This is a genomic window from Nocardioides daeguensis, assembly GCF_019192965.1.
Lineage (GTDB): Bacteria > Actinomycetota > Actinomycetes > Propionibacteriales > Nocardioidaceae > Nocardioides > Nocardioides daeguensis.
The window spans coordinates 1-12,919 of sequence record NZ_JAHTKU010000016.1; the positions used below are offsets into that span (position 1 = coordinate 1).

At 73.6% G+C, this 12,919-nt stretch carries 13 protein-coding genes; 6 read left to right on the forward strand and 7 right to left on the reverse strand.

Annotation, left to right across the window (positions count from 1 at the left end; all coding sequences use genetic code 11):
- Nucleotides 1–156: 156 nt before the first annotated feature.
- On the reverse strand, nt 157–1,569 hold the full coding sequence (locus KU893_RS13125) for an MFS transporter (RefSeq protein WP_218234829.1): 1,413 nt from the start codon (nt 1,567–1,569) through the stop codon (nt 157–159).
- A gap of 136 nt (nt 1,570–1,705) precedes the next feature.
- Between KU893_RS13125 and KU893_RS13130 the strand changes: the two genes are divergently transcribed.
- The 5 genes from KU893_RS13130 to KU893_RS13150 all read left to right on the forward strand — a co-directional run bounded on the left by KU893_RS13130 (nt 1,706) and on the right by KU893_RS13150 (nt 6,505).
- The gene (locus tag KU893_RS13130; RefSeq protein WP_218234830.1) at nt 1,706–2,023 is read left to right on the forward strand and encodes a metal-sensitive transcriptional regulator; all 318 of its coding nucleotides are present in this window, start codon (nt 1,706–1,708) and stop codon (nt 2,021–2,023) included.
- 46 nt (nt 2,024–2,069) lie between these two features.
- Nucleotides 2,070–2,276 (forward strand): heavy-metal-associated domain-containing protein, encoded by a 207-nt coding sequence (locus tag KU893_RS13135; protein WP_192687132.1) that lies wholly within the window; start codon nt 2,070–2,072, stop codon nt 2,274–2,276.
- Complete coding sequence (locus KU893_RS13140; protein ID WP_218234831.1) at nt 2,273–3,199, forward strand: DUF8832 domain-containing protein; 927 nt, start codon at nt 2,273–2,275, stop codon at nt 3,197–3,199. The genes KU893_RS13135 and KU893_RS13140 overlap by 4 nt, the downstream gene beginning before the upstream one ends.
- A gap of 52 nt (nt 3,200–3,251) precedes the next feature.
- Nucleotides 3,252–5,465, forward strand: a complete 2,214-nt coding sequence (locus KU893_RS13145) for a heavy metal translocating P-type ATPase (RefSeq protein ID WP_218234911.1) — start codon at nt 3,252–3,254, stop codon at nt 5,463–5,465.
- Nucleotides 5,466–5,803: 338 nt separating this feature from the next.
- Nucleotides 5,804–6,505: a VOC family protein gene (locus tag KU893_RS13150; protein WP_218234832.1), complete on the forward strand. Its 702-nt coding sequence runs from the start codon at nt 5,804–5,806 to the stop codon at nt 6,503–6,505.
- Here the strand turns inward: KU893_RS13150 and KU893_RS13155 are convergent.
- The 6 genes from KU893_RS13155 to KU893_RS13180 form a co-directional block, all read right to left on the reverse strand.
- Complete coding sequence (locus tag KU893_RS13155) at nt 6,421–6,762, reverse strand: DUF2784 domain-containing protein (protein ID WP_218234833.1); 342 nt, start codon at nt 6,760–6,762, stop codon at nt 6,421–6,423. The genes KU893_RS13150 and KU893_RS13155 overlap by 85 nt on opposite strands.
- Before the next feature lie 246 nt (nt 6,763–7,008).
- Nucleotides 7,009–7,665, reverse strand: coding sequence for a response regulator transcription factor (locus KU893_RS13160; protein ID WP_218234834.1), 657 nt, complete (start codon nt 7,663–7,665; stop codon nt 7,009–7,011).
- Nucleotides 7,662–8,852 (reverse strand): sensor histidine kinase, encoded by a 1,191-nt coding sequence (locus KU893_RS13165; RefSeq protein WP_218234835.1) that lies wholly within the window; start codon nt 8,850–8,852, stop codon nt 7,662–7,664. The genes KU893_RS13160 and KU893_RS13165 overlap by 4 nt, the downstream gene beginning before the upstream one ends.
- A gap of 106 nt (nt 8,853–8,958) precedes the next feature.
- Complete coding sequence (locus KU893_RS13170; protein WP_218234836.1) at nt 8,959–9,897, reverse strand: D-alanine--D-alanine ligase family protein; 939 nt, start codon at nt 9,895–9,897, stop codon at nt 8,959–8,961.
- Entirely contained in the window at nt 9,894–11,051 is a 1,158-nt protein-coding gene (gene alr / locus KU893_RS13175) for an alanine racemase (protein ID WP_257441418.1), read from the reverse strand. Before alr ends, KU893_RS13170 begins: the two co-directional genes overlap by 4 nt.
- On the reverse strand, nt 11,048–11,671 hold the full coding sequence (locus tag KU893_RS13180; protein WP_218234837.1) for a M15 family metallopeptidase: 624 nt from the start codon (nt 11,669–11,671) through the stop codon (nt 11,048–11,050). The genes alr and KU893_RS13180 overlap by 4 nt, the downstream gene beginning before the upstream one ends.
- 287 nt (nt 11,672–11,958) lie before the next feature.
- On the opposite strand from KU893_RS13180, the gene KU893_RS13185 reads away from it, so the two are divergent.
- Nucleotides 11,959–12,732 (forward strand): hypothetical protein, encoded by a 774-nt coding sequence (locus KU893_RS13185; protein ID WP_218234838.1) that lies wholly within the window; start codon nt 11,959–11,961, stop codon nt 12,730–12,732.
- The last annotated feature ends 187 nt before the right edge of the window (nt 12,733–12,919 follow it).

Consider the following 12,919-nt stretch of genomic DNA (forward strand, 5'->3'; position numbering starts at 1 on the left):
CCCCCACCCCCCCCCTCGACCCGTGGCCCCCCCCCCCGCGCCCCCCCCCCCCCCCCGTTCGTCAGGTGCGACGGTGGGAGGCGACCATCTCCGCCAGGGCCGCCGCCGCGCAGCGCAGCGCGCACACGACGGCGACCCGGAGGACGTCCCGGAGAGTCACGACCGAGGATCGCGCAGCAGCACGCCCGAGGCGAGCGCACCCACCGCCGCGACCACGGCAGCGCCGACGAAGGCGGCCGCGTAGCCGTCCGTGAGCGCGGCCGGGTCGCCCAGCCGGTCGGCGCCGGCGGCCGTCGCGATCGCGGTCATCACGGCCAGTCCCAGCGCGGACCCGATCTGGTAGCTGGTGTTGACGATCCCCGAGGCGAGGCCGCCCTCCTCCGGCGGCGCGGCGGAGATCGCCGTACCCAAGGTGGGGATGAAGGCGAGCGACATGCCGAGCGCGGCGACCAGCGAGGCGGGCAGGACGTCGACGGCGTAGCTGCCGTCGGGGTCGACCATCGCCAGCCAGGCCATGCCGGCGGCGAGCAGCGCCAGCCCGGTGACGGTCGTGGTGCGGACGCCGAGCGCGGCGAGGACGCGGGGCGCCAGGACGACCATGCCGACCATGATCAACAGCGTCATCGGCAGCAGCGCGGCCCCGCTGGGGAACGCGGTGAAGCCGAGCACCTGCTGCAGGTAGAGGTTCAGGAAGAACCACATCGGGATCCACGCGGCGCCGAGCAGGAGCTGGGCGAGGTTCGCGGCGGCCAGGCTCGGCGCCCGGAGGATACCGAGCCGGACGAGCGGGTCGCGGCCGCGGGCCTGCTGGGCGACGAACAGCGCCACCAGGAGGAGGCCGGCAGCGAGGACCCACCAGGTACGCGCGGCCCCCCAACCGACCTCGGGGGCCTGGACCACGGCGTACACGAGCGCGGCGAGGCCGGCGGTCACGGTGACCGCACCCACGACGTCGACGCGGCGCGAGCCGCCCGTCGCGCCGGCGGGCATCGAGGAGGGGACCAGCGCGAGGATCACCAGCGCGATCGGGATGTTGATGGCGAACACCCACGGCCAGCTGAGGTACTCCGTGATGACGCCACCGAGGAAGACACCGGCCGTGCCGCCGGCGGGGGCGGCGGCGCCGTACAGGGCCAGGGCCTTGGTCAGCTCGCGCGGGTTGCCACCGAACAGCATCATCAGCAGGGTCAACGCGGACGGCGCGATGAGCGCGGCGCCCGCCCCCTGGATCGCACGACCGGCGAGCTCCACCTCGACGTTGCCCGCCATCGCGGCGACCAGCGAGCCGGCCGCGAGGACGACCCAGCCGGCGGCGAAGACGGTGCGGGCACCGAGGACGTCGGACACCTTGCCGCCGAGCAGCAGCAGGCCGCCGAACGCGACGACGTAGGCGTTGAACACCCAGGACAGGTTCTCGGCGCTGAAGCCGAGGTCGCGCTGCATCTCGGGCAGGGCCACGCCGATGATCGACGTGTCCATGATGACCATGAACTGGGCGGCGGCGATGACCGCGAGCCCGAGCCAGCGGCGGTTCCGACGACCGGCCTCCGGCGGGGTGAGGACTGACATCTCGATTCTCCTTCTTGACGAATGGGTACCCTAGGGGGGTACCGTATGGAACGGATCGGGACGCTACCACGAAATACCGCAGGGGGGTATCCTGTTCGGGCAGGTCGATTCCCCCGCACACGAAGGACACAGGGCCATGGCACACAGCGACACCGGCGCGGAGCACCAGCACAGCTACATCGCCAACCGCACCAAGGACGACTACCTCAAGCGGCTGCGCCGCATCGAGGGCCAGGCGCGAGGTCTGCAGCGGATGGTCGAGGAGGAGCAGTACTGCATCGACATCCTCACCCAGGTCTCCGCCATGACGAAGGCCCTCCAGTCCGTCGCGCTCGGCCTGCTCGACGAGCACCTGGCGCACTGCGTCGTGAACGCCGCCAAGGAAGGGGGCGAGGAGGCCGACATCAAGCTCAAGGAGGCCTCCGACGCCATCGCCCGCCTGGTCCGTTCCTGACGCGTCCCGATCCGACTTCCATCCCATCCAGCGAGAGGAATCTCCGATGAGCACCACCCAGACCTTCACCGTCACCGGCATGACCTGCGGCCACTGCGTCGCCTCCGTCACCGAGGAGGTGCAGGAGATCGCCGGCGTGGAGGACGTCGCGGTCGACCTGCCCACCGGTGCGGTCACCATCACCAGCGCCGCTCCCCTCGACGAGTCCGCCGTGAAGGCCGCCGTCGAGGAGGCCGGCTACCAGCTCGCATGAACAACCCGACACGGCTGGCCGGCTTCGGTGCCGTCGCCGCGGTCGTGTTCGGCGTCGCCCTTCTCGCCGGCCGGGCCATCGGCCCGGTCGGCGCGGAGCCGGCGACCCACGACACGCACGCCGAGCGCACCCACCTGACGCCGGCACCGCCCGGGAGAACCGAGATCCCCGGAGGACTCATGACCTCGCAGGACGGCTACACCCTCACCCTCGACCGCCCACAGGCCGCTGCCGGCAGCGCGGTCCCGGTGAGCTTCACCATCACCGGACCCGACGGCGCCCCCGTGACGTCGTACGACGTCCAGCACGAGAAGCAGCTCCACCTGATCGCCGTACGACGCGACTTCAGCGGCTTCCAGCACGTCCACCCCACCCTCACCGACGGCACCTGGTCGACCGACCTCGCGCTGACGCCGGGGACCTGGCGGCTGTTCGCCGACTTCAAGGCCACCGGCGGCGCGGCGCTCACCCTCGGCACCGACCTCGCGGTCGACGGTGCGTTCGAGGCGGCAGCGCCGACCGAGGAGTCCCGCACCGCCACCGTCGACGGCTACCAGGTCACCCTCGCCGGCGACCTCGCCGCCGGCGCCGACGCGCGGCTCACGCTGAGCATCAGCAAGGACGGCAAGCCGGTCACCGACCTGCAGCCCTACCTCGGCGCCTGCGGCCACCTGGTCGCGCTGCGCAGCGGCGACCTCGCCTACCTCCACGTCCACCCGGACGGCGAGCCCGGCGACGGTACGACGCAGCCGGGCCCGGACGTCGTGTTCCACGCGGCCGTCCCCAGCGCCGGGACCTACCACCTCTACCTCGACTTCCAGCACGACGGCGTCGTCCGCACCGCGGCGTTCACCGTCACCGCCGAGGGTGTCGCGCAGAGCACCGACCAGGAGCACGGAGACACCAGTGGACACGCACACTGACCCCACGACGCCGGCCGGCGGGGAGCAGCAGGTCGAGCTCGCCCTCACCGGGATGACCTGCGCCTCCTGCGCCAACCGGATCGAGCGCAAGCTCAACAAGCTCGAGGGCGTCACCGCGACGGTCAACTACGCGACCGAGAAGGCCAAGGTGACCTACGCCGACGGCGTCTCCACCGACGACCTGGTCGCTGCCGTCGAGGCGGCCGGCTACGGCGCCTCGCTGCCGAAGCCGCCTGCTGCGGAGGGCCAGGAGCCCGCAGCGGAGGCAGATCCGGTCGCGACGCTGCGGCAGCGGCTCGTCGTCTCGGCCGTGCTGTCGGTGCCGGTCATCGCGATGGCGATGGTGCCGGCGTTCCAGTTCGACAACTGGCAGTGGCTCTCGCTGACCCTGGCCGCTCCGGTCGTGGTGTGGGGCGCCTACCCGTTCCACAAGGCGGCCTGGACCAACCTGCGCCACGGCACGTCCACCATGGACACGCTGATCTCGCTCGGCACGCTGGCCGCGCTCGGTTGGTCGCTGTACGCCCTGTTCTGGGGCACCGCCGGGGTCACCGGGATGAAGCACCCGTTCGAGCTGACCATCGAGCGCAGCGACGGCAGCGGCAACATCTACCTCGAGGCCGCGGCCGGCGTGACGACCTTCATCCTGGCCGGTCGCTACTTCGAGCAACGCTCGAAGCGGCGGGCCGGGGCGGCGCTCCAGGCGCTGCTCGAGCTCGGCGCCAAGGAGGTCGCCGTCCTCGGGCCCGACGACACCGAGACCCGGATGCCGGTGGCGGAGCTGAAGGTGGGCGACCGGTTCGTCGTACGCCCCGGCGAGAAGATCGCCACCGACGGCGTGGTCGAGCGCGGCAGCTCCGCGGTCGACGCCTCGATGCTGACCGGCGAGTCCGTGCCGGTCGAGGTCGGCGAGGGCGACCCGGTCGTGGGCTCGTGCGTCAACGCGGGCGGCCGGCTGGTCGTCCGGGCAACCCGGGTCGGCGCCGACACCCAGCTCGCGCAGATGGCGCGGCTGGTCGAGGACGCCCAGAACGGCAAGGCCCAGGTCCAGCGCCTGGCCGACCGGATCTCCGGGATCTTCGTGCCGATCGTCATCCTGCTCGCGGCCGGCACGCTCGGCTTCTGGCTCGGGACGGGCGACGGCCTCGCCGCGGCGTTCACGGCCGCGGTCGCCGTCCTCATCATCGCCTGCCCCTGCGCCCTCGGCCTGGCCACGCCCACCGCCCTCATGGTCGGCACCGGCCGGGGCGCCCAGCTCGGCATCCTGATCAAGGGCCCCGAGGTGCTCGAGTCGACCCGCGCCGTCGACACCGTCGTCCTCGACAAGACGGGCACGGTCACGACCGGGCGGATGACGCTGCGCGACGTGGTCGCCGAGCCGGGCGAGTCCGCCGCGGAGGTGCTGCGGTACGCCGGTGCGCTCGAGGACGCCTCCGAGCACCCGATCGCCCGCGCCGTCGCCGACGCGGCGCGCGAGGCCGGCGACCTGCCCACGGTCGAGGACTTCGCGAACATCGAGGGGCTCGGCGTCCAGGGCGTCCTGGTCGAGGGCGACGCGTCGCACGCGGTGCTCGTCGGTCGCCCCCGGCTGCTGGAGGAGTGGTCGCAGCACCTCTCGCCGGCACTGCAGTCGGCGCTCGAGCAGGCCCAGGCGACGGGCGGCACGGCCGTCGCGGTCGGCTGGGACGGCAAGGCTCGCGGGGTCGTCGTGGTCGCCGACGCGGTCAAGCCGACCTCGGCCACCGCCATCACGCAGCTGCGCTCGCTGGGGCTGCGACCCGTGCTGCTCACCGGCGACAACGCCGTGGTGGCGCGGACCGTGGCGGCGCAGGTCGGGATCGACGAGGCGGACGTGATCGCCGACGTACTGCCCGCCGACAAGGTCGACGTCGTCAAGCGGCTGCAGGACGAGGGTCGCGTCGTCGCGATGGTCGGCGACGGCGTCAACGACGCCGCCGCGCTGGCCCAGGCCGACCTCGGCCTGGCGATGGGCACCGGCACCGACGTGGCGATCGAGGCCAGCGACCTCACCCTGGTCCGCGGCGACCTGCAGGTGGCGGTCGACGCGATCCGCCTCTCCCGGCGGACCCTGGCCACGATCAAGGGCAACCTGTTCTGGGCCTTCGCCTACAACGTCGCCGCCCTGCCGCTGGCCGCCGCCGGCCTGCTCAACCCGATGCTGGCCGGGGCCGCGATGGCGTTCTCGTCGGTGTTCGTGGTGTCGAACAGCCTGCGGCTGCGCAGCTTCCGGCCCACCGCTGGTTGAGCCTCGGCCCGCCGCTGGTTGAGGTGCGACGAGCGCCAGCGAGGAGCCTCGAAACCAGGGGCCGTGCTGCCACCGCTGGTTGAGGTGCGACGAGCGCCAGCGAGGAGCCTCGAAACCAGGAGCCGTGCTGCCGGAAGGTCCGCATGGCCGGGTCCCAGCATCGGGCCCGGAGGTTTCGAGGCTCGGCCGCGGGCGGCCTCGCACCTCAACCACCGGACAGGATCGGCCGCGGGCGGCCTCGCACCTCAACCACCGGACAGGATCGGCCGCGACCACCGCGCCGAAGCCGTCAGGAATCGAGAAGCAGCGGCGATCGGGGCGGACCTAGCGTCGGGGACATGAACCCGAACTCCCTGGACGCCCTCACCCTCGAGGTGGCCGACCCGGCCGCCGCTCGCGACTTCTACGCCCGGGCCTTCGGCTCGGACCTCCCGCTCGAGTTCCGCGCGTCGGACGCGCCGACCGACGGCTTCCGCGGCTTCCACGTCTCCCTCACCCTGGCCCAGCCGGCCGACGTCGACAGCCTCGTCGAGACCGCGCTCGCGGCCGGCGCGACGGCGATCAAGCCGGTCGCCAAGTCCTTCTGGGGCTACGGCGGCGTGCTGCGCGCGCCCGACGGCACGATCTGGAAGGTCGTCAGCTCGTCGAAGAAGAACAAGGGACCGGCCAGGCGCGACATCGAGAGCATCGTGCTCCTCATCGGGTGCGAAGACATCGCCGCCAGCAAGGCGTTCTACGTCGAGCGCGGGTTCGCGATCGCCCGCAGCTTCGGGAGGAAGTACGTCGAGTTCGAGCCCGGCTCCGGCTCCGTGATCCTGGGCCTACTGCCCCGCAAGGCGCTGGCGAAGGACGCCGGCGTGCCGATCGAGGGCAGCGGCTCGCACCGCGTGGTCCTTGTCGGCGGCAGCACCGCGGCGAGCGACCCCGACGGCTTCGTCTGGGAGCCCACGACCGGTCAGCGGACCGCGAAGCCGAGCCAGGAACCGAGCACCAGCGTCGCCACCCCGACCTCGACCCGGCGGGCGAGGCGGGACGGGTAGACCCGGTCCTCGAGGTAGTGGGCGATGAACCCACGCTCGTCCATCCGCGGCTTGCCCGCACCCTCGCGGCCCCAGTCCTCCAGGCGCGAGAGGGGACACGCGGCATCGGTCACGGCCATCCGCCCACCCCACAGGGCCGCGGCGAGGTGGGGAAGCAGCACCCACGGCATCAGCCACGCCAGGAAGCCGCCGATCACCGTGAAACCGACGAACACCACGTGCACCGCGAAGGCTCCTGCTGCGACGACCCGGTGCATAGAGCGGATAGTAGTGACACGGCGTCACGGTTTTCCCGGCAGGTCAGTGGCGGGGTTCCTGCTCCGCGCCCCATGCGATTTGGCTGAAGATCGGGCCCGTTCGCAACCCATTCGCATGGGGTGCCCGACTCAGACCAGCCCCGCCGCGACTGGGCCCGGCGCCGTCGACCCACGGCGAGGCGCCGGGCGGCACCGGCGGGTCGTGGAAGGTGACGATGTCGTGGCGGCTCGGCACGGTCGGCTCGCTCAGCCCGCCAGGCCGTGCTCGTGCGCGAAGACGACGATCTGCACCCGGTCGCGCAACCCGAGCTTGCGCAGGATCGCGCCGACGTGGGTCTTCACCGTCGACTCGCTGAGGAACACGTGCCCGGCGATCTCCTGGTTCGACAGCCCCCGGGCGACGGCGGAGAACACCTCGCGCTCCTTCTCGGTGAGCCCGGTGTACGACGCCGGCGGAGCCGCGGGCGCTTGGAACTGGCTGTCCAGCAGGGTGGACAGGTCGGCCGGGGCGAGCACCGCGTTGCCGACGTGCACGGTGCGGATGGCGTCGCGCAGCATGACGGGGGTGGTGCCCTTGAGCAGGAACCCGCTGGCGCCGTACCTGATCGCCGTCGCGGCGCGGTCGTCGAGGTTGAAGGTGGTGAGCACGACGACGCGGACCGGGCGCTCGCGGCGGGCGGCGCGGTCGGGCAGGAAGATCTGCCGGGTCGCCTCGACGCCGTCCATCTCCGGCATCCGAATGTCCATCAGCACCACGTCGGGCGCCAGCTCGTCGACGAGCCGGACCGCCTCGAGGCCGTCGGCCGCCGTACCGACGACCTCCATCCCCTCCTGGGCGTCGACGATCACCCGGACGCCCTCGCGGAAGAGCTCCTGGTCGTCGACGAGCAGCACCTTGATCATCGGTTACGCACCGGCACCCACGCGGTCGCGGTGAACGTCGGCGGATCGGCCCGGCGGCGTACGTCGAGCCGGCCGCCGACCGCCTCCAGCCGGCGCCGCATCCCGTCGAGTCCCTGTCCCCCACCGGGTGCCGGATCCCCCGCGGGTAGGGCGTTTCGGACCTCGATGCGCAAGTCACCCTCCCAGTGCCGCTCGACGTGGACCGGCTGGTCGCGCCGGCCGTGCTTGATCGCGTTGGTCAGCATCTCCTGCAGCACCCGGAACGCCACGACCGCGAGCTCGGGCGGCATCGGGTGCGGCGTACCGACCTCGGTCGTCACCACCTCGTGCCCGCTCGCGCGCACCCCCTCGACGAGGCTGTCGAGGTCCGCGTGCTGCGCGGCCCGGGTGGCCGCCGACGCCTGCCCGGCGGTCGAGGCGAGCACCTCGCGGACGTCCTCGAGCGAGGAGCGCGCCGACCCGGCGATGTTCGCCATCGTGGTCTTGAGCCCCTGGGTGTCGGCCTCCTCGAGGTACTGGGCGGACTCGGCCTGGGCGAGGATCACCGCCAGCGAGTGACCGACGACGTCGTGCACGTCACGGGCCAGCTGGGCCTGCTCCTCCCGCAGCCGGGCGATCTCCTCGGCCTGGTCGCGCTGCGCCTCGGCCGCGACCTGCGAGCGGTGCGAGTCCTGCGAACGGGCGGCGAAGCGGACCGCCAGGCCGAGCAGCCACGGTGTCGCCAGCAGCGCGAAGCCGACCAGTGCCGCGGCCAGCCGCCAGTCGTAGCGGCTGTAGGAGTCGACGGCGAGCCGCTCGACGCCGAGCATCCGCATCGCCTCGTAGAAGGCGTACGGCGACCACATCAGCACCGCGATGGCCGCGCTCAGGGGGATCGAGAGCCCGCTGAGCCACACGGTCAGCGGGCGGCCCCACCGCGCGCAGCCGAACGCGACCACGGCGAGCAGCGCCTCGGAGAGCATCGGGTCGACGCCGAGCAGGATCTGCACCGTCCCGGTCCCCCACGCGACGGCGAGCGCCGCCGCGGGCAACCGCCGGGCCAGGCCCACCGCGACCGCGACACCGGCCACGACCAGGAGCGCAGCCCCGGGAGGCGGCTCGTAGGACCGGTCGACCTCGACCAGCGCGACGACGAGGACGCCCACCCCCGCGAGCAGGTCCGGCAGCCAGCGCTCCGCACGGTTCACGCCGGTCCTCCTGCCGATCGGGTCGGTTCAACTACCGAGTTTGTAGTGAACCCGTCCCCGACACGACAAATCCGGTCGTTGAACCGCAACCCGGCCGGCCACGCACTCATCGGTGGGCGGCGCGGACCAGCTCGTCGAGCAGGTCGGCGTATGCCATCCCGCCGGCGGCGAACATACGCGGCGCCTGGGAGTGCGCGGTCAGGCCGGGCATCGTGTTGACCTCGTTGAGCACCGGGCCGGTGGCGGTGAGGAAGAAGTCGACCCGGGCGACGCCCGCGCAGCCCAGCGCCTCGAACACCGCGACCGCGGCCTCCTTCAACGCCTTGGCATCGACGTCGTCCAGCGGGGCGGGGAGCCGGAAGTCGGCGTGGCCGCCGTACTTCGCGTCGTAGTCGAAGATCCCGTCGGCGACGATCTCCAGCGCCGGCGGGACGAACAGGCTGCCGTCCGCGCGCCTCAGCACGGCGACGTCGACCTCGCGACCGACCACGACGTCCTCGACGAGGACCCGGTCGTCGAGCGCGAAGGCGGCCTCGAGGGCGGGCCCCAGCGCGTCCGGTACGTCGACCCGGCTGACGCCCTGGCTGGAGCCGGCCGCGACCGGCTTGACCACCACCGGGTGGGTCCAGCGCAGGTGCCGCGCGGTGCCGGCGGTGACGAGCGTGCCGGGGGCGACGGCGATCCCGACCGCCTGCGCGACCAGCTTGGTCGCCCACTTGTCCATCGCCAGCGCGCCGGGCCGGATCCCGCTGCCGACGTACGGCAGTCCGGCGAGCTCGCACAGCGCGGCCAGCGCGCCGTCCTCACCGCGTGGGCCGTGCACGACCGGGAACACGACGTCGCAGCCGCGCAGCACCTGGGCCGCGCCGCTGAGCCCGATCGGCCGCAGGCCGCGGTCGCGCCAGGTGCCGTCACGGCCGATGGTGAGCGGGACGACGTCGTACGTCGCGGGGTCGAGGGCGCCCGCGACCGAGGCCGCGGAGGCGAGGGAGACGTCGTGCTCGCAGTTCTGTCCGCCGCCGACGACGGCCACCCGGGTCCTCATGCCAGGCTCCGCAGGTGGGCGGCCGCCCGGGTGGCGCGCGGGACGCGGGCGCCGATCCCGGTGACCACCTCGTGCTCGATCGTGCCGGCCCAGGCGGCCCACTCGGCGACGGTCGGCTCGCCGTCCCGGCCGGGCCCGAAGACGGTCACGGTCTCGCCGGCCTCCGCGCCGGACGCGCCCAGGTCGACCACGACCTGGTCCATCGAGATCCGGCCCACGAGCGGACGCCGGACGCCGCGGACCAGCACCTCGGCGCGGTCCGAGGCGACGCGCGGCAGGCCGTCGGCGTACCCGAGCGGGAGCAGGCCGAGGTACGTCGCGCGGGTGGTGCGGTGCACGTGGCCGTAGCCGACGGCGGTGCCGGCGCGGACCCGGCGGACCTGGACGAGCGGCGCGGTCAGCGTCATCGCCGGCTCCAGCGCGGTGGTGCCGGAGGGGTCGATGCCGACCAGGCCGGCGCCGACGCGGCTCATCGTGTGGTGGGCGCGCGGGTCGGTCAGGGTGGCGGCGGTCGCGGCGAGGTGCCGGTGGCGCGGCCGCAGCCCGGCGGCGCGGGCGACCTCGACGGCCCAGGCGAACCGGGTCCGGCCGCGGGCGTTGCACCCGTCGGCCGGGTCGTCGGCACAGCCGAGGTGACCCATCACGCCGACGACCTCGACCTGGCCGCGCTGCTCGGCGCGCCGGGCGGCCCGGCACAGCGCACCCCACTCGCCGGGCTCCGCGCCGTCGCGGGCCATGCCGGCGTCGACGTGGAGGTGGATCCGGTGCCGGCCGGGGGCGGCGGCGACCGCCGCCAGGTGGGCGCGGCTCGGGACGGCGACCTCGACGTCGCGGACGGCGGCCGCAGGGAAGTCGGCGTCGACCGGGTTGAGCCAGCTGAGGACCGGGACGACGAGCCCGGCGTCGCGGAGCGCGAACGCCTCGGCGAGGCTGGTCACGCCGAGCCGGGTGGCCCCGTGCGCGAGAGCGGTCCGGGCCACGTCGACCGCCCCGTGGCCGAAGCCGTCGGCCTTGACCACGGCCATCAGCTCGCCGGACGCGCGCTCGGCCAGGGTCTGGGTGTTGCGGGCGACGGCCGCGAGGTCGACGGTGAGCCGGGGCGCGCCCGTCGTACGCGGACCCACGGCCACCGCGAGCCCGCACACGGGACTCACGCCGCCACCGCCGACGCGAGCGGGCCGTAGCGGGCGTGCGGCGCGTGGGTGAGCAGCGCCCAGTACCGGTCGCCGTGGCTCCAGTGCCACCACTCCGTCGGGTAGTTGACCAGCCCCTGGGCCCCGAGGACCTCGGCGAGCAGGGTGCGGTGCGCCCGGGCGTCCGCGCCGATCCCGGCCGCCGCGAACCAGCACCGGCCGTCGCTCTGCTCGGGTGTCGCGTCGATCGGCGTGCCGAGGTCGAGCTCCTCGCCGGTGACGTCGACCAGGGTGAGGTCGACCGCCGCCCCGGCCACGTGCGGCGCCACGTCGACGGGAGCGACGAAGCGACTGGTCAGCCGCTCGAGCGCCTGCTCACCGAGGCCGGGGTGCAGTGCGGCCAGCTCGGCGCCGTACGACGCCACGATCGCGCGCTGCTCCTCGACCGGCCGGAAGCCCTCGACGCCCCGGAGCCGGACGCCGGTCGGCAGCAACCGGTCCGCGGCGACCAACCGGTCCGCGAGGTCCGCGCGCACCAGGGCGCCGGCGGGCGAGAGATCGTGCGGCAGCCGGACCAGCGGCGCCCCGCACTCGACCACGGGCACCGCGCGGACACGGGGATCGGACAGCAGGATCGTCATGTCGTCCACGCTAGGAACATGGCGGGGTGCGGCACCTCGGCCTGAGGTACCGGGGTGCGGTCCTCAGGTGCCGGTCCGGGCCCCGCCGGTCGAGGGTGTCGGTGGTGGCGTCCACCCGGGTTGCCGGGTCGCGGGGTCGATGCCGCCTCGTGCGCTCATCCGACTCGGGCGCATGGTCGACGACAAGGGTCCGTGATGTCCGGGACTTCGTCCCCTACCTCGTACCCCTGAGGGGCGGGATGCTCGCAGGCACGGACGAGCGGAAGGCCTGCCCCATGAGTCACGTGATGAGTCGCTGTGGATTCGTCGTCGGCCTGACCAGTGCGGCGATCCTGTCCCTGACCGCCTGCGCCGGCGACGGCTCCGAGTCGGGGTCGCCGCCGTCCAGCGCCCCGGCCACGACATCGCAGGCGGCGGTACCGACGCCCGAGGAGCTGGCGGCCGCCTTGGTGACCGAACACGACTACGACGGCACGTGGTCGGTGAACGTCCCCCCGGACGCGGCAGACGCGGTGGACGGCGTGGTGCCGGAGAAGCAGCGCGAGCTGCTGCCACGGATCGACCTGTGCGACAAGGCCGGCGACGAGGCTCGTTCCGCCGCGGCGGACCTGCGCTGGCAGGCCTTCCGGCAGCTCGACCAGTCCGAGAAGGACCCGATCGACATGGCCGGGGGCGATCGGGTGGGCCACCTGATCTTCGTCCAGGAGTTCCTGATGGCCGCGGATCCGGCGGAGGTCGAGACGACCTTCGACGCGCTGCGCGCGGGGATGCGCGCCTGCGAGGGAAAGATCCCCGCTGGCGAGGAAGGGCCCGGCAAGGCGGAGCCGATGACCATCCCCGACGTGGGCGAGGACCGCTACGGCGCACTCACCACCATGGAGGAGGCCGGCGGGGGCGCGTACTGGCTGCTGCACAGCTCGTTGGTGCGCCAGGGACCCGTGCTGATGGAGCTGCAGGTGGTCGACATCGTGATGGGCAAGCAGACGAAGCCGGTGTTCACGACCGAGGACATCGCCTCCTTCCTGCTCACCGCCGTTGAGAAGCTGCCACCGACGCGATAGCCGCCGCGATCGGCGTCGCGTCGCCTCCTGGAACCCGGCCCCGGCCGCCGAATCTCGCCGGGATCGGTCCGAGGGGGTGTCCGGTGGCCGCGATCGGGTACCGCAGCGGCGCGTGCCCGTCGGGTCTCGCCTTCGGGTGAGACACGCTCACGCCCGTGGGTGCGAGCGCGGCGGGCATGCACCGAAG